Origin of the sequence: Amycolatopsis roodepoortensis (assembly GCF_024628825.1) — a bacterium.
GTDB lineage: Bacteria > Actinomycetota > Actinomycetes > Mycobacteriales > Pseudonocardiaceae > Amycolatopsis > Amycolatopsis roodepoortensis.
Genome location: NZ_CP102415.1, coordinates 8,762,378 through 8,777,717 on the forward strand (window position 1 = coordinate 8,762,378; position 15,340 = coordinate 8,777,717).

The 15,340-nt window shown below is 70.7% G+C and carries 14 protein-coding genes; 4 read left to right on the forward strand and 10 right to left on the reverse strand.

Going from position 1 to position 15,340, the window contains the following annotated elements; genetic code table 11:
* The first annotated feature begins 71 nt into the window (after window positions 1-71).
* Window positions 72-455: a hypothetical protein gene (locus NQK81_RS42070; protein WP_192741733.1), complete on the forward strand. Its 384-nt coding sequence runs from the start codon at window positions 72-74 to the stop codon at window positions 453-455.
* On the opposite strand, the gene NQK81_RS42075 is transcribed toward NQK81_RS42070, so the two are convergent.
* Window positions 452-1,624, reverse strand: a complete 1,173-nt coding sequence (locus NQK81_RS42075; RefSeq protein WP_257485939.1) for a PucR family transcriptional regulator — start codon at window positions 1,622-1,624, stop codon at window positions 452-454. The two genes, NQK81_RS42070 and NQK81_RS42075, sit on opposite strands and share 4 nt — an antisense overlap.
* A 60-nt stretch (window positions 1,625-1,684) precedes the next feature.
* On the reverse strand, window positions 1,685-2,122 hold the full coding sequence (locus tag NQK81_RS42080; RefSeq protein WP_257485940.1) for a MarR family winged helix-turn-helix transcriptional regulator: 438 nt from the start codon (window positions 2,120-2,122) through the stop codon (window positions 1,685-1,687).
* A gap of 37 nt (window positions 2,123-2,159) precedes the next feature.
* On the opposite strand from NQK81_RS42080, the gene NQK81_RS42085 reads away from it, so the two are divergent.
* Entirely contained in the window at window positions 2,160-2,681 is a 522-nt protein-coding gene (locus tag NQK81_RS42085; protein WP_257485941.1) for a hypothetical protein, read from the forward strand.
* Here NQK81_RS42085 and NQK81_RS42090 read toward each other — a convergent pair.
* The 5 genes from NQK81_RS42090 to NQK81_RS42110 form a co-directional block, all read right to left on the reverse strand.
* Complete coding sequence (locus NQK81_RS42090; protein WP_126736796.1) at window positions 2,671-3,450, reverse strand: SH3 domain-containing protein; 780 nt, start codon at window positions 3,448-3,450, stop codon at window positions 2,671-2,673. The two genes, NQK81_RS42085 and NQK81_RS42090, sit on opposite strands and share 11 nt — an antisense overlap.
* A 95-nt stretch (window positions 3,451-3,545) precedes the next feature.
* Window positions 3,546-4,235 (reverse strand): sigma-70 family RNA polymerase sigma factor, encoded by a 690-nt coding sequence (locus NQK81_RS42095; protein ID WP_257485942.1) that lies wholly within the window; start codon window positions 4,233-4,235, stop codon window positions 3,546-3,548.
* 136 nt (window positions 4,236-4,371) lie between these two features.
* Window positions 4,372-4,875, reverse strand: a complete 504-nt coding sequence (locus NQK81_RS42100; RefSeq protein ID WP_257485943.1) for a hypothetical protein — start codon at window positions 4,873-4,875, stop codon at window positions 4,372-4,374.
* Between the two features lie 98 nt (window positions 4,876-4,973).
* Entirely contained in the window at window positions 4,974-5,594 is a 621-nt protein-coding gene (locus NQK81_RS42105) for a hypothetical protein (protein WP_257485944.1), read from the reverse strand.
* Window positions 5,595-5,769: 175 nt separating this feature from the next.
* Entirely contained in the window at window positions 5,770-6,651 is an 882-nt protein-coding gene (locus NQK81_RS42110) for an alpha/beta hydrolase (RefSeq protein WP_257485945.1), read from the reverse strand.
* A gap of 118 nt (window positions 6,652-6,769) precedes the next feature.
* Here NQK81_RS42110 and NQK81_RS42115 point away from each other — a divergent pair, with 118 nt between their 5' ends.
* Window positions 6,770-9,853 carry an ATP-binding protein gene (locus NQK81_RS42115; protein WP_257485946.1) on the forward strand — a complete coding sequence of 1,028 codons (3,084 nt, stop codon included), beginning with the start codon at window positions 6,770-6,772 and terminating at the stop codon, window positions 9,851-9,853.
* Window position 9,854: 1 nt separating this feature from the next.
* Here the strand turns inward: NQK81_RS42115 and NQK81_RS42120 are convergent, their stop codons facing one another.
* From NQK81_RS42120 to NQK81_RS42130, 3 genes are read right to left on the reverse strand one after another with little or no spacing between them, the layout of a single operon-like run.
* Complete coding sequence (locus NQK81_RS42120) at window positions 9,855-10,145, reverse strand: hypothetical protein (protein WP_125684924.1); 291 nt, start codon at window positions 10,143-10,145, stop codon at window positions 9,855-9,857.
* On the reverse strand, window positions 10,142-13,537 hold the full coding sequence (locus tag NQK81_RS42125; protein ID WP_257485947.1) for a TM0106 family RecB-like putative nuclease: 3,396 nt from the start codon (window positions 13,535-13,537) through the stop codon (window positions 10,142-10,144). The genes NQK81_RS42120 and NQK81_RS42125 overlap by 4 nt, the downstream gene beginning before the upstream one ends.
* Window positions 13,538-13,589: 52 nt before the next feature.
* A complete protein-coding gene (locus NQK81_RS42130) occupies window positions 13,590-14,300 on the reverse strand; it encodes a GntR family transcriptional regulator (RefSeq protein WP_257485948.1) in 711 nt (236 codons plus the stop codon).
* 122 nt (window positions 14,301-14,422) lie between these two features.
* On the opposite strand from NQK81_RS42130, the gene NQK81_RS42135 reads away from it, so the two are divergent.
* Entirely contained in the window at window positions 14,423-15,337 is a 915-nt protein-coding gene (locus NQK81_RS42135) for a glycoside hydrolase family 16 protein (RefSeq protein ID WP_257485949.1), read from the forward strand.
* The last annotated feature ends 3 nt before the right edge of the window (window positions 15,338-15,340 follow it).

The following is a 15,340-nucleotide window of genomic DNA, read 5'->3' on the forward strand; positions in this document are numbered from 1 at the left end:
CATGTTTGTTCCCGGGAACAACGTGAGCGGGACCACCATCGGACGACTTCCGGTGCGTGGAAAGGAACTCTGTGCCGCAGGACCCGAACGATCCCCGCGCGCTGGACATCGGCGCCTACTCGGATTCGATCACCGACGTCGAGCTCCGCGACGCCGTCGCCGATGTCGCGGCGCTGCTTTCGTTGCACGGCAACGTGATCCGCGATCTCGACGCCAGGAGATCACGGTGGCGGCCCGGGCGGCGGTCCCCGCATCCCGACATCGTCCTGTCCGCGGCCGGAAGACGTCCACAATGGACGAGGTCGGCGAATCCCGAGGTGACCCTGCCGGTCGCCACGACCGCGCGCGGCCGGACCCTCGCGGTGCGGCTCACCGCGCGGCCCGGTCTCGGGCACACGCTGCTGGACCTCGCGAGGATCATCGACGCCGACATGGCGCCGGACAGAAGAGCCTAAGCGTCCGCCAGCCGGACCGCCTCCAGTGCGACATAGAGCTCGCCTACGTCGACCGGGTCGGACAGGTCGCGTCTGGTCAGTTCCTGCACGCGGCGCAGCCGGTACCGGACCGTGTTCGGGTGGACGATCAGCCGGTCCGCGGCCTCCTTGGCCGAGCCGTGCCCGGCGAACCACGCGACCAGCGTGTCGAGCAGGACCTGCCGCTCGGCCTTGGGCAGCACCAGGACTCCGGTGAGCACCGAACGCAGGACGTCCCGCGACATCTCCGGCGCGCTCGCGACCAGGGTGGTGACCGGGGAGTCACCGAAGACGGCGACACCGGCGGCGCCGGTGGTCAGCGAGCGGCGGGCTATCCGGGCTCGGTGGACCGCATCCGGTACCTCGAGGAATCCGTTGAACGGCCTGCTCATCCCCACCGCCAGCGGCAGGGTGCCCAGTACGTCGCGCAGCCGCCGGACGTCCTCGACGCGGTCGATCACGACCAGGCCGACCTCGGCGCCGGGCCGCCAGGCCGACTTCCAGCGGCGTGCTCGCAGCAGGGCCTCGACGCCCGGGCGTTCGTCCGGGTCGACGGACTCGGTCACGACGGCGACGAACGTGCCCGCCGCCGGGAGATCGAGTTCCTTGGCGGCGTTCTCGAGTTCGCTCTGGGTGTCGAACCGGCCGTGCAGCAGGCCGTCCAGCAGGGCGAGCTTCTCCTGGGAGAGTTCGGCGGCGACCTCGCTGTACGCGGTGGTCAGCGCGTCGGAGTAGAGGTCGATGGTCTTCCACACGTTGGAGTTGATCTCCACCGTGCGGGCGGGGTTGATGAAGCCGGGGCCCGCCAGTTCCAGCAGGCGCTCGTAGACGAAGATCCCGCCGATCCGGAACGCGCGGAGCACGGACGGCAGCGGGATACCCTGCCTGGCCTGCGCCAGCCCCGTCTTGCGGGCCGCGTCGAGCGGAAGCCCGCGGCCCTCGACGAGCGCGGTCAGCGCCCGTTCGAGATTGGCCCGGCAGACCTTGCGCAACTCGTCCGGCGCGGTGCTGTCGACCTGGTGATAGAACTCGTCCTCGTCGCTGAGGAGCTGGGCGAGGCGGTCACTGAACTCGGGCAGCCGGGTGAGCATCGCCTGCATGAGCACACGCTGCTCCCGGGGTGCGGGAGTAGCGAGAGCTTCGGTGCCCATCCGTCAACTCTAACCCGCATCCGTGGCCGCTTTTTATCACGATGCGACGAAAGGGCGGTTTCACGAGCTGAGCGCGGCTGACAACCTGCGCAGGGTGTCACGGGCTTGCCGCAGCTCATCGGGGGTCACGCCGCTGTCGGCGAGCAGGTCGCGCCGCCGGGATCCGCTCGCGTCCCACAGCCGCTCCAGCAGCCGTGTGCCCTCGGGCGTGATGGCGTACAGGGGCGAGCGGCGATGGGCCGGATTCGGTTCCGCGCGAAGCTGGCCGGCCTCGGTGAGGTCGTCCGCGACGCGTTGCACGGCCTGGCGGACCTGGCCGAGCCGTCGCGCGATGGCGGGAACGGCGAGCGGTTCTTCGGAAACCGTGCTGAGCACGTGCCAGCGGGCGACCGTCGTACCCTGCCCGGCGGCCTCCCGCTCGCTGATCCGGCGGCTCAGTCCCGCCAGTTCGTAGACGTCGGCGATCAGCAGCCGGTAGTCGTGGACGAGGTCGGTCATATTTGACAGCATACTGTCAAATGGCCATCCTGGCCGGATGGACGTCATGGAACGGATCGCCGCCGTCTTCACCGCCCCGGGGCCGCGTCCCGAACTCGCCGGACGGCTGGCCGTGTTCGAGCCGCTGATCGGCAGCTGGGACCTCGTGGTGCACAACTACGCCGAGGACGGGACCGTGCGGACCGTCGACGGGGAATGGCATTTCGGCTGGGCGCTCGACGGCCGCGCGCTGGCCGACGTGTGGATCAGCCCCGCCAGGGCGAGCCGGCGTGACGGGGCGGACGGGGAGTGGGGGATGAGCCTGCGCTTCTACGACGAAAGGGTCGACGCCTTCCGCTCGACCTGGCTCGGCCCCGGCAACGGCTGGGTGATCCCGTTCCTCGGCAAGCCGACCGAGGACGGCTTCGAGATCGAAGCCGATACCGACGGCGTCCGGCGCCGGTGGATCTTCTCCGAGCTGACCGGCGAGAGCTTCTCGTGGCGGGCGGAGGAAACGCTGCCGGACGAGGACCCCTTCGTCCGGCAGCGTTTCGAGGCCACTCGCGCGATCAGTGGTTGATCTTGAACCACGGCTGCGACCAGCCGAGATAGGTGTAACCCCACGCGTTCTTGATCTCCGCGATGGTGGTCTCGGTGAAGCTGCCGGGGCCGTGGATGTCGTTCGACAGGAACTTGCCGCCGCCGATGGAGAACATCGCGTGCCCGGTGCCGCCGTTGCTGAAGAAGGCGAGCCCGCCCGCGGGGACCTGGGTGTCACCGGGGTGCTTGAACGAACCGGGGATCTGGGTCCAGTGGACGTAGGCCGTTTCCGAGCCGCTCGCGTTCCAGCCGTAGGCCCACGCGTTGATCCGGTCGCACCAGCGGTAGTAGTCGGGGTCGTTGTGGGTGTGCACGTGCGCCTTCGCCCACGCGATGGCTTCGGCGCAGGTCCGCGGGTTGCCGGTGCCGGCGGTGGAGCAGGAGAGGGTGCTGCCGGCGCAGTCCGGGGCGACCCGGCCGTCCGAACCGGTGTAGACGTAGGCGTCGCTGATGTAGCCGCCCTTCGACGGCACGTAGTCCCAGATGTCGGTCGTGCCGTACTTCCCGGTCACGGTCGAGCCGTTCGTCTGGCAGTCGATCGTGACGGCGGTGCCGCTCGCGACGGTGCCGACCGAACTCGCGCTGGTGCTCGGGCTCGACCGCACGGTCACCGCCGCCCCGGAGTCGGTGTTCACCGTGCCCGTCGCCGCGAGCGCCTCACCCGCGCCGCCGAGCATGATCGCCCCGGCGAGGGCGATCGTGCCCATCGCGCCCGTCATGCCTCTGGCGATCCTCGATCGGATCTTCATCGCTGTCCTCCAGTGGTTTCCCCGAATAGGGGGACAGGATGGTGGATCCCCGTACAAGGCGCGTACAAGAAGTCGATCGTCCGAAGTGGACGGTTCTATACCGGGACGAGCTCCGGTTCGGCGGCTGGTCCGATGATCGGGACATCGGCCGCGTACCGGGCGTTCCGCTCGGTGAGCAGGACACGAAGCCGCGCGAGCGCGCGGAACTGGGCCGCGCGGACCGCTCCCGCGCTCGGCAGGCCGAGCCGTTCGGCGGTCTCCTCGGCCGAAAGCCCGAACACGAACCGGAGCGCGAGCACCTGCCGGTGCGGCATCGGCACCTTCGCGAGCAGGACGCCGGCCTGCAGCCGGTGTTCCAGGCGTTCGATCTCGTCCGGGTCGCGGCGGGCCCAGAACGGCAGCCCGTCCCCGATCTCCGGGACGGAGGCGACCGGTTCGCGGGAGCGGCGGCGGTGCAGATCGGCCACCTTGTGCCCGGCGATCCCGAGGACGAACGCGAGGAACCGGTCCGGGCGGTACCGGTAGCGGGGCAAGGCGATCAGGACCGCCTGCAATACCTCCTGCGCGCAGTCCTGTGCGTCGCAAGCGCCCGTTCCGCCGCTTCCGAGCCTGCTCGCGCAGTAGCGGAACACGTGCGGGCAAAGGAAACGGCTCAACTCGCGGATCGCGTCCGGGTCACCGGCCACGGCCGCCCGGACCACCCGGCTGTCCGGATTGGGCAGCCGTCCCGCCGTTGCCGCGGCACGCGAATCCGCGGGGACCGTCGATGGCGCTACCTCGTCCAAGTCTGCACTCCTGGTTCAGGGGAACTGCCGCCAAGGTGCGCCCGTCATCGGGGGCCGGGACTTCGTGCGCGGTTGTCCAGCTTGCCGTTCCCCGCGAGGGATGTCCACACGACGGGCCGGAAGTCATCCGAACCGCTCAATGTCTACTGTGGACACCGGCGGGCGCGACCTTGAAACAGGACAGCACCGGGGGATAGGCGGTGGTGTCGGTGCTGAGGAGATCCGAGGTCCAGACCAGACAGTGCGCGAGAACCCGGATCCGCTGGTCGAGATCGGCGTTCTCGCAGGCCTCGCCGATCTGGTCGGCGCAGGTGTCCCGGTCGTCGCGGACGCTCGCGGCGATCGCACGGACGATCGCGGCCACGCCCGGGTCGAGCCGGTCCGGCCGCACCGTCATACCCGCGTGATCCCGCAGGCGCAGGGTGAACGGTTCACCGATCCGCAACGACCGGCGGCGATCCTTGGCCGCCAAGGAGAACGTGTCGACCAGCCGTCCGACGACGTCACCGAGCGCCGGTGCGCGCCGGGTGGAGGAAGCGATGGAGACCAGCGCGGTGGCGAGCTGGTCGGCTTCACCCGATCTGGTGAGTGATAGGAGATCGCGGGCGACGGTGTGCGCGCGTTTGGCAGTGGGTGTCATGTCGGGCCCCTCGTTCGTCGTGCCGACTCCCGATACCCGTCGTAACGAGCGTTAAACCCGGATTGGCGCGGGCAGTGGCCCGGATTGCGCCGTTCGGCTCAGGCCGATGGGCACTCTCCGACGCGCAAGTAGCCGCGCACCGCGGCGACGACCCGATCCGCGCGGGACGGCTCGAGGTTCCGCACCCATGCCCGGAGCGCTTCGATGAACCCGACGAGGTCTTGATCCACGCTCTGGAGGAGGCCGGGGAGGTCCTGACGCCGGATCTCCAGCCGCCGTCCTGCGGGGAACTCCCAGTCCTCGTCGTCCACGTCCGGCCAGAACCGGATGATCTCGCCGTCGAACTCGAACATCGTCCCCGGCCCATGCCCGAGGTCGGGCCCGTTCCCGTCCGGCAGCCCGTGCCAGTCCGGCCAGTCGGTCAGGTCGCAGCAGCAACCCGGAGCCACGATGATGCCATCGGCCTCGAGCAGGAGACCGCCGGAGAGGAAGGGAGTCTCGAGCCGCACCAGCTCGTCGAACGCGGTCTCGAGGTCGGGTTGGGTGAGCTCGTCGCTCATGCTGTTCCCGAGCAGGGAGAGCATGACCGCGCCGACGTCGTCGGAGGGCATTTCGCGGTGCAGGGGGATCCACTCGCCGTCGTGGCCGCGAAACGGCCATAGCTCGAAGGACGAATAGCTGGGCGGCAAGGATTCCACCACCGGAAAGAGCCTGGACATGCGGCGACGATACGGTGCGTGACCTGGCAGGCGCCACGGCGTTTCGGGTGCGGTGGGCAGGCAGCTCGCGACCTCTCGCGCTCCCCAGCACCGCTGACGTTGCGAAAGCCACTTTCGCAACCTTCAACGTTGCGAAAGTGGCTTTCGCAACCTGCCACCGTTGCCTTACCCCTCCTTAGAACGATTCCGACCGCGTGAGCAGGTCCCGCAGTGCCTTCACCACCTCCGCCGGTGATTCCTCGGCCATGAAGTGCCCCGCCTTCACCGTCCGGTGGTCCAGAGCCGCCGCCCACGCCTGCCAGAGTGCGACGGCGTCGTAGCCCAGTGCGGCACCCCAGTCCTGCTGGAGCACGGTGAGCGGCATCGTGAGCCGGTTGCCCGCCGCACGATCCGCCTGGTCGTGCTCGACGTCGATGCCCGCCGACGCGCGGTAGTCGGCGACGATCGAGGGCACCGCGTTCCGTGACGCCTCCAGATACGCGGCCCGGACGTCGGCGGGGATCGCGTCGCCGTGCTGGGTCCACGCGTCGAGGAAGTGGCCGAAGAACGCGTCGGGCGCGGCGCCGATCAGCTGCTCGGGCAGTCCGGGCGGCTGGGCCATCAGGTAGAGGTGGAAGCCCACCGCGGCCGAGGTGCCGTGCAGGACGTCCCACATGTCCAGCGTCGGCAGCACGTCGAGGATCGCGAGATGGCTCACCTTGTCCGGGTGGTCGAGCCCGGCGCGCAGCGCCACCAGCGCGCCCCGGTCGTGCCCGGCGAGGGCGAACCGGTCGTGACCGAAGGCCTTCGCGACGGCGACGATGTCGGCCGCCATCGAGCGCTTCGAGTAGGTCTCGCCGGTGTCGGCGGGCTTGTCGCTTTCGCCGTATCCTCGCAGGTCAGGGCAGAGGACGGTGTGGTCGGCCGCCAGATCCGCCGCGACGTGCCGCCACATGAAGTGGGTCTCGGGGAAACCGTGCAAGAGCACGATCGGGCTGCCCGTCCCGGCGACGGCGACGTTGACCGCCACGCCGTCCGCGACGGGCACCCGCTGGTAGTCGAATCCGGTGATGCGCATGGGTACCTTCCTGGTCGTTCAGTGACGACCGTCAGCGTCCCCGGTCCGGATCAGCACCCGGTCAGCGGCGACCGAGCGGCCGGGGCACGATGATCACCGTCGAGGCGAGGAGGTGACGATGCGGTTCGGGGTGCTCGGCCCCCTCGTGGCCGAGGACGACGGCGGCGAGGTCGGGCTCAAGGGGCCTCGGCACCGCGCGGTGCTGGCCAGGCTGCTGATCGCCCGCGGCCGGGTCGTGCCGGTGGAACGCCTGGTCGACGACCTCTGGGAACGCCCGCCCGAGGGCGCGGTCGGCGCCGTGCAGACGTTCGTCGGTGCCCTGCGCCGGGCGCTGGAGCCGGATCGCGCGCCCCGTGAGCCCGCGCGGCTGCTCGTCACGGTCGCCCGCGGCTATGCCCTGCGCGCCGATTCCGTCGACGCTTGGGACTTCGAGGACGCGGTCGCCGCGGCCCGTGAACTGCTCGACGCCCGGCGGCCGGACGCGGCACTGTCGCGAGTGGACAGTGCGCTCGCGCTCTGGCGTGGTCCCGCGTACGCCGAGTTCGCCGAGGAAGGCTGGGCCGTCGGCGAAGTCTCCCGCTTGACCGAACTCCGTTCGCTGGCGGGAGAACTCCGTGCCGAGGCACTCCTCGCGCTCGGACGCGCCGCCGAGGCGGTCCCGGGACTGGAACCGCTGGTCCGTGAACATCCGTTGCGGGAGAACGGTTCCCGGCTGCTGGCGCTCGCGCTGTACCGCTCCGGGAGGCAGGGTGACGCGCTGGCGGTGTTACGCACGACGCGCGAACACCTCGCCGACGAACTCGGCATCGATCCCGGCGCCGGCCTGCGGGACCTGGAGGCGGACATCCTGGCGCAGGCGCCCCGTCTGGAGCCGTCCGTGCCCGAGATCGCCGAGCGGCCGCTGGTCGGACGCGACGCGGAGCTGGCCGAGCTCGAAGAAGCCGTGACGCGGTCGCGGCTGGTGCTCGTCTCCGGCGACGCCGGGGTGGGGAAGACCGCGCTCGCCGAAGCGTTCTCCGCCCGTCTCGCCGCGCGGGGATGGACCACGGCCTGGGGGAGCGACCCCGACGACGAGGGCGCGCCACCGGCCTACGCCTGGACCCGGATCCTGGCCACACTCGCCGAAGCCGGGTACGGCCCGGCGCCGACGGCGGAGCCGGGGACCGAAGACCCACTGGCCGCTCGCTGGCGGTGGCATCGCGCCGTCGCGTCTCATCTGTCCGGCGCGGCGCCGCTCCTGCTCGTCCTCGACGACCTGCACTGGGCGGGCGAAGAGACCTTGGCGCTGCTGACCTCCGTGCTGGCCGAGCCGGTGTCGATCATCGCGACCTATCGCGGCATAAACCCGCCCGCCCGGCTGACGGACTTCCTCGCCAAGGCCGCCCGCCACGAGCCGGCGCGGATCTACCTCGGCGGCCTGCCCGAGAGCGAAGTCGCGGGCCTGGTCCGCGCCACGACGGGGGAAGAGATCGACCCGGAAACCGCCGCGGTGCTGCATCGGCGCACCGGCGGAAACGCGTTCTTCGTCCGTGAACTCGCCCGCCTGCTGGCCACCGAGGGTTCGGCCGCCTTGGACGCGGTGCCGCCGGGGGTGCGCGATGTCGTCCGGCACCGGGTGGAGGCGCTGCCGGGTGACGTCGGCGGCGTGGTGCGGCGGGCGGCGGTGATCGGGACGGACGTCGACCTGGACGTTCTCGAAGCCCTGGTGGGGAAGACCGCGCTCGACGCGGCCGAGATCGCGGTCCGGCGCGGATTCCTGACCGAGCGGGCGCCGCGCCGGTTCCGGTTCGCGCACGCGCTGGTGCGGGACACGCTCTACCACGATCTCTCCCGTTCGCGGCGTGCCCGCGAACACGGCGAGATCGCCGAGGCGCTGGAAGAGCTCCGCCCGGACGACGTCGACACCCTGGCGCACCATTTCCTCCTGTCGGAGGAGCACGACGACCGTGCCGCGCGGTACGCGCAGGCCGCCGCCGAACGCGCCGAAAGTCGTTTCGCGCCAGTGGAGGCGGCGCGACTCTGGGACGCTGCACTAGCCGCGTACGACCGCTCAGGTGCCTCGGACACGGCGAAGCGGCTGGAGCTGATCATGGGCAAGGCCCGCGCTTCGGCCGTCGCCGGCGGGCTCGGCCAGTCGCGGCGGCATCGGGCCGAAGCGTTGGGACTGGCGGAAAAGCTGGACGATCCGCTGCTGACCGCGCGGGTGATCGGTGCCTTCGACGTCCCCGCCAGCTGGACGGAAAGCGACGACCGGGAACTCGCTTCGCGGATCGCGGAAACCGTCGAGCGCACCCTCGCCGCCTTGCCCGCCGAACGCCTGGCCGAGCGGTGCCGCCTGCTGGCCACCCTCGCTGTCGAACTGCGGAACGCGGGCGGACAGCGGGCACGTGACGCGGCCCGGGAAGCTGAAGCGATCGCGCGTACGCTGGAAGATCCGGCTCTGCTGGCGTTCGCGCTCAACGCCCTGTTCCTGCAGTCCTTCGACCGCGCCGGTCTCGCTCCGGAGCGGGCCGCGATCGGGGCCGAACTGGTCGACCTCGCCGCGCGGCACGGGCTCGTGACGTTCGAGGTGCTCGGGCATCTCGTGCTCCTGCAGGCGAAGAGCGCGCTCGCGGATTTCGCCGCCGCGGACCGGCATGCCGCGGCGGCGGACGAACTCGGGGAGCGCTACGGCCTTCCGCTCGTCGGCGTGTTCACCCGGTGGTATCGCGCGATGCGGATCGCGATGACCGGCCCCGGTGGGGAAGCCGCCTATCGCGCCGCGGCGGCGGGTCTCGCGGGAACCGCCATGTCCGGTGTGGACAACGGGATCCTCGCGCTCGCGCTGTATTGCGACCGGCTCCAGCGTGGTTTGCCGCCCGAAGCGCTGGAGGACGACTACGGCGCTTACGAAAGCTGGTGCCGCCCGGTGCTCCCGATCCCGGATTCGCCACGGGATCTGCTGTTCGAGGCCCGCACCTGTCTGCACGCCGTCGTCGCGATCGAACTCGGTGACCGGACGGCGATGGAACGCCTCTACGCCGAGCTCCTACCCGCCGAAGGAGAGATCGCCGGTGCCGGGAGCGGGATGCTCACCCTCCGCCCGGTCGCGTACTACCTCGGTGAGCTGGCCACCGCCCTCGACCGGCGAGAAGCGGCCGCCGAGCATCATCGGAAGGCGCGGGCCATCGCGGTGAAGGCCGGTTCACCGCATTGGGGTTAGCTCACTGCTCCCGCATCGCGCGGCGGATCTCGGCCAGCTTGTCCTTGGCGGCCTTGTCTCGGTCGGCGATCTTCTTGTCGAGCGAAGCGACGTCTTCCTTGCCGCCGAGACCGGCGAGCTCGGTCGAGCCCAGCGACGTCGTGTAGCGCTGCTCGATGCGGTCCCGCACGTGGTCGAACGAGGGCACGCCGCCCTCGCTGTAATCCGGCTCCGGGACTTCGACGGGCGCGGTCGGGGTCTCTTCGACGATCTCGGCGTCGAGGATTTCCTTGTCCGGTTTGTTCTCGGTCATCGTCCACTCCGTCCTGCGTGCCACGGCACGGCTTCGGTCATCAACCCGAGCATGCCCGAAACCAGCCGCATCTGGTCGACGGTGCGGATGTCGGCTTCGACCAGGCGCGGCGAGCAGACCACGATCGCGAGCGCCTGAGCCCGCGAGAGCGCCACGTTGAGCCGGTTGCGGGAGAGCAGGAAGTCCAGGCCACGTGGCAGATCGACCGCCGACGACGAGGTCATCGTGGTGATCACCACCGGCGCCTCCTGCCCCTGGAACCGGTCCACGGTGCCCACCCGGACGCCGGGGTGCCCGGCCTCGTCCAGCGCGCGGGCCACGACCCTGGCCTGCAGGTTGTACGGCGCCACGACCAGGATGTCCTCGTCGCCGAGCGGCCGGGGCTCGCCGTGATCGGTCCAGGCGCGGCCGTGGAGTTCGGCGACCAGGGCGGTGACCGCCTCGGCCTCCTCGACCGACCTGGTCGTGTTGCCGTGGTGGTCGACCTCGGCGAGGTACAGGCCCGCCTCGACCCCGTCGATCGCCCGCTCGGCGGCCGAGGGATGCGAGTGCAGGCGGCCCGCGTAGGACAGCCGCGACACCGGCGCGCAGACGGCCGGATGCATGCGGCGGGTCTCGTCGAGGAAGTACCCGAGCTCGGCCGGGATGATGTCCGCCTCGCCGATCAGGTGCCCGAGCGCGGAAGCTTCGGCGCCCGCGGGATGCGTCCCCTGCACGACCTGCGGCAGCTGCTGCGGATCGCCGAGCAGCAGGAGGTTCTTGGCGCACATCGACACCGCGAGCGCGTCGGCGAGGGCGAACTGGCCCGCCTCGTCGATGATCAGCAGGTCGAAGGGCTCTTCCCGGATCGCGGCATTCGCGAACGTCCAGGCCGTCCCGCCGACCAGATGGCCGGTGTCGTGCTCCTCGCGCCATTTCACCAGCGCGGGATTGGTCTTCGGCTGCTCCCACGGCGCGGCAGGATCCGGGGTCCGCTTGGCGCGTTTGGCGCACGGCAGGTCCGGCGCGTTCTTGAGCGCGGCGGACAGCACGTTCTCCACGGCCTTGTGGCTGGTCGAGGTGACGGCGATCGTCTTGCCCGCGCGCACGAGTTTCGCGATGAGCCTGCCCGCGAGGTACGTCTTGCCCGCGCCGGGCGGGCCCTGGACGGCGAGCGTGGAACCGTCGAGCGCCTCGACGGCCTCGATCACCGTGCTCACCAGGTCCGTCCCGGGTTCGGGCAGGTCCCGGTCGTCGCGCAGCCGCGGTGACGCACGCCGGAGCAGATCGACGCCGGGATGGGCGGGCAGGGTCGGCAACCCGTCGACGACGAGGCGGGCGAGATCCGCGACCGCGTCGTCCTTGGGGGAGGGCCGGACCGGGCTCCCGGGCAGCACCGCGACCGGCCGGTCGGCGGTGGTCTCGTCGGGCGGGCAGCTTTCTTCGAGGGTCAGCTCGACGGCGGTGGCCGAGACGACCTTCGCGTCCCGCGCGGCCGCTCCGTATCGCAGGCGGACGTCGTCGCCGGGGGCGAAGGGATGTGGCCGGTCCGGGTCGCAGCGGAGCACGAGCGAGCGCTTCGCCTTCCGGACCCGGCCCGACGGCGGCACCCATTCCCCGGCTTCCAGCGAGACCGGGACGGTGCAGGCGTTGTCGGTCTCCAGATCGCCCAGCGGGGCGGCCAGCTGGCGGAAGTACTCCCACCACGCGGGGTTCGTCTCGCGGCGGTGGTAGCCGACGGACGCGGCCAGCAGCGCGCGGGCACGATCCTCACCGGTGAACTCGGCCGGATCGTCGGGCAGCCCGTCCAGCAGCGGATCGACCAGCGCGGCCAGCTGCGCGGCGCGCTCGGCGCGTTTCTGGGCGGCGACGTCCTCTTCGGTCTGGCGGAGCAGAGCGTCCACATCGGACTCTTCGGGTGGCTCGGCGAGCGCGATCCCTTCCTCCACGCGGACTTTGTGGAGGAATTCGAAGAGCCGCAGCGTGGAGACGCAGTCGTATTCGTTGTAGTCGCTGATCCCGCGGAGAACTTCGTCCGCGTGTTCGGTCTCGCCGGAGGCAGTGAGCGTCAGGTACTCCTCGTAGGCCTCGATGCTCGAAACCGCCGTCTTGACGTCGCCGTCGCGGGCTTCGGGCATGTAGAGCGGTTCGAGATACTTGATCGAGTACGACCGCTGCGAGACCCGGAGTGCCTTACGCACTACCGAATACAGGTCCACCAGGCCGCCGCTGCGCAGCAGATGGTCGACGGCGTCCTCGCGGGTTCCGTGCACGGCGGCGAGCCGCTTGATCGCGGTGACCTCGTACGGGGCGTAGTGGTAGACGTGCGAGCCGGGATGCTCGGCGAGCCTCGCGGTGGCGAAGTCGACGAACTCCTCGAAGGCCCGTTTCTCCTGCGACCGGTTGTGCGCCCAGAAGGGCGTGAACTTCGTGCCCTCTTCGGCGGTCACGGCGCCGAAGAGGTATTCGAGCCCTTCGCCCGCCAAGGCGTACGGGTCGCCTTCCATGTCGAAGAAGACGTCTCCGGGCGCGGGCGGCGGGAGCTCGGCCAGCGCGTCCGGATCGATGACCTCGTAGGCGATCTGCCCGGTGGCGTCCTGCCGGACCTGGATCGCGGCCTGGGCGCGCAGCGTGGTGAACGACGTCGCCGAGATGTCGCGCGGCCGGTCTTCCGGCGCGGCGGCCGCGAGCGCGTCGATGGTGCCGAGGCCCGCGGCGACGAGTTTGCGCCGCTGGTCGCCGCGCATTCCCGCGACCAGTGAAAGATCGCGGTCGGCCTCGCGGGCGCTCGCGCAGTGCGCGGCGTAGGAGCAGCCGCCGCACGCCGGCCGCTCGTCGGCCCACAGCGGGACCGGCAACGTCGGCGGCCGGTTCCGCAATCGGGCGCGGAGCCGGTCCACCAGCGGGAGGAAGTCGTCGACGCGGAACGAACGCGTGCTGTGGTCGCCCAGCAGCAGATGCATCCGCGGGCCGGCGGGCCAGCCCGCCCGGCGCAGCGCGTCGGCGTACGCGGTCAGCTGGACGACCGCGGCGGGCTTCGCGTGCCTGGCCAGCTTCGTGTCGTAGACCTCGTAGCGGCCTTCGTCGTCCCGCATCAGAAAGTCGGCGCGGCCGGAGAATTCGCCGTCGTGGAAGACCGCCTGGTAGATCACCGGCGCACCGGCCCGTAGCGCCTCTTCGGTGGCCTTCGCGGCGACGGCCGGGTCGCGTTCGTCGATCTCGACGACGGCGCTCCGCTCGCCGCGCAGCTTGTCCAGCGTCGCGGCCTCGTGCGCGCGCCCGTGTGTGACCGCCAGCTGATCCGGCCCGGAACCCGGCCGCGGCGCTCCCGGGAGGCCGGCGGCCAGCGCCTGGTTCAGGAGGCTGCGGTGCTCGCATTCGAGCAGGTCGGCGAGATCGGACGGGGTGTACATCGCCCGGGAGTCTCGCACGGACTCCCGGATGGACGGTCCCGGCGCGCCGGAGTCAGCCGGAGGTGTGGTCGAACTTCAGATGCGAGGTGATCCGGTAGCGGTCGCCCCGGTAGATGGAGCGGGTGTACTCGATCACGCGGCCGCCCGCGTCGCGCGTGGTGCGCTCGAACAGCAGCGCGGGGGAGTGCTGCGGGACGCCGAGCAGCCCGGATTCGTCGGCGTCGGTGACCGTCGGCTCGATGATCTGCACGGCCGTCGCGGGAACGACCTCGTACCGTGAGCGGAGCAGCTCGTAGAACGAACCGGACTCGAAGCCCGCGGCCGTGATGTCCGGCACGAGGTCCCGGGGGACCAGGATCCGTTCGATCGCCATCGGCGCCTCTTCGACGACGCGGACGCGGGTGACGGCGACCAGCGTGTGGCCGGGCGAGACCTCGAGCCGCTTGCCGAGTCGGGCGCCCGCCGGTGTGGTGGCGAACTCGATCACCCTGCTGGTCCAGTGGCCCTCGGCGGGCGGGGCGAACTGCTCGCCGCCGGTGGCGGGAACGAGGTCCTGGGAGATCTTGCGCGGCGCGGTGAAGGTGCCGCGGCCATGCTCGCGCACCACGAGGCCGTCGCGCTCCAGCTCGTCGATCGCGGCCCGCAGGGTGGGACGCGAGACGCCGATTTCACTGCTCAGCGCGCGCTCCGACGGCAGGACCTCGCCCGGCTGACGCCGCTCGATGAGCTGGCGTAGCCGGTCCTTGACCTCTGTTCGCCGCATGACCACAGCCTACCCAGTGGTCAGCGCGAATTGGCTGGTGGACAAGTTGTCTAGACCTATTGACTTTACCACTTCACCGGGTGACGGTGGAAAGAAACTGACCAGTGGTTAAGGAGACGACGATGTCGAACACAGGGAAGTTTCGCGTTGCCGCCGTCGCCGTGTTGTCGGTCGCCGCACTGGCGGTGGCGCCGGGTGCCGCGGCCGGGGCGGCCGCTTGCGGGGCACTGTTCGACGATTTCCACTACGGCTCCCACACCGACGGGCTCCTCGCCCAGCACGGCTGGCAGGTGCGCTCCGGCGCCGGCGGCCCCGGCGTCGGCGGGGCGCGCTGGGCTCCGGAGGGCATCACCTTCCCGGCGTTCGGCGGGGACAAGGTGCTGCAACTCGCCTCCACCACCGACGGCACGCCCGCGGGGACGACGCAAACCGAGATCATGCAACCCGACCGGCGGTTCTTCGAGGGGACCTACGCGGCGCGGATCCGCTTCTCCGACGCGCCGGTGTCGGGCCCGGACGGTGACCGGATCAACCAGACGTTCTTCACCATCAGCCCGCTCCGCTACGACAACGACCCGATCTACAGCGAGCTGGACTTCTCGGAGTACCTGCCCAACGGCGGCTGGGGCGAGGCGGGCCCGGTGAACTTCCAGACCAGCTGGCACACCTACACGCCGGATCCGTGGTACGCCGAGAACAAGAGCGACAGCCAGCGCCGCAGCATCGACGGCTGGCATTCCGTCGTCGCGACCGTGTCCGACGGCCATGTCCGGTACTACATCGACGGCACGCTGGTGGCCGACCACGACCGCAGCGGGCCGTTCGACGTGTACCCGCGGCAGAACATGTCCTTGAATTTCAACCAGTGGTTCATCGACCTCACGCAGCACAGCGGCGGCACGAGCACGTACCTCGAACAGGTCGACTGGGTCTACTACGCGAAGAACGAGGTGCTGACGCCGCAGGCCGCCGCCGAACGGGCCGCGTCGTACCGGTCCTCGGGTGTGCGGTTCGCCGACGACCTCGGTGGTTGTTAGATA

What these genes read in the sequence shown, in the direction of transcription:
- NQK81_RS42075 (WP_257485939.1), bottom strand. Translation starts at nt 1,624, where the DNA reads ATGGGCACCGAAGCTCTCGCTACTCCCGCACCCCGGGAGCAGCGTGTG.
- NQK81_RS42080 (WP_257485940.1), bottom strand. Translation starts at nt 2,122, where the DNA reads ATGACCGACCTCGTCCACGACTACCGGCTGCTGATCGCCGACGTCTAC.
- NQK81_RS42085 (WP_257485941.1), top strand. Translation starts at nt 2,160, where the DNA reads ATGGACGTCATGGAACGGATCGCCGCCGTCTTCACCGCCCCGGGGCCG.
- NQK81_RS42090 (WP_126736796.1), bottom strand. Translation starts at nt 3,450, where the DNA reads ATGAAGATCCGATCGAGGATCGCCAGAGGCATGACGGGCGCGATGGGC.
- NQK81_RS42100 (WP_257485943.1), bottom strand. Translation starts at nt 4,875, where the DNA reads ATGACACCCACTGCCAAACGCGCGCACACCGTCGCCCGCGATCTCCTA.
- NQK81_RS42105 (WP_257485944.1), bottom strand. Translation starts at nt 5,594, where the DNA reads ATGTCCAGGCTCTTTCCGGTGGTGGAATCCTTGCCGCCCAGCTATTCG.
- NQK81_RS42110 (WP_257485945.1), bottom strand. Translation starts at nt 6,651, where the DNA reads ATGCGCATCACCGGATTCGACTACCAGCGGGTGCCCGTCGCGGACGGC.
- NQK81_RS42115 (WP_257485946.1), top strand. Translation starts at nt 6,770, where the DNA reads ATGCGGTTCGGGGTGCTCGGCCCCCTCGTGGCCGAGGACGACGGCGGC.
- NQK81_RS42120 (WP_125684924.1), bottom strand. Translation starts at nt 10,145, where the DNA reads ATGACCGAGAACAAACCGGACAAGGAAATCCTCGACGCCGAGATCGTC.
- NQK81_RS42125 (WP_257485947.1), bottom strand. Translation starts at nt 13,537, where the DNA reads ATGTACACCCCGTCCGATCTCGCCGACCTGCTCGAATGCGAGCACCGC.
- NQK81_RS42130 (WP_257485948.1), bottom strand. Translation starts at nt 14,300, where the DNA reads ATGCGGCGAACAGAGGTCAAGGACCGGCTACGCCAGCTCATCGAGCGG.
- NQK81_RS42135 (WP_257485949.1), top strand. Translation starts at nt 14,423, where the DNA reads ATGTCGAACACAGGGAAGTTTCGCGTTGCCGCCGTCGCCGTGTTGTCG.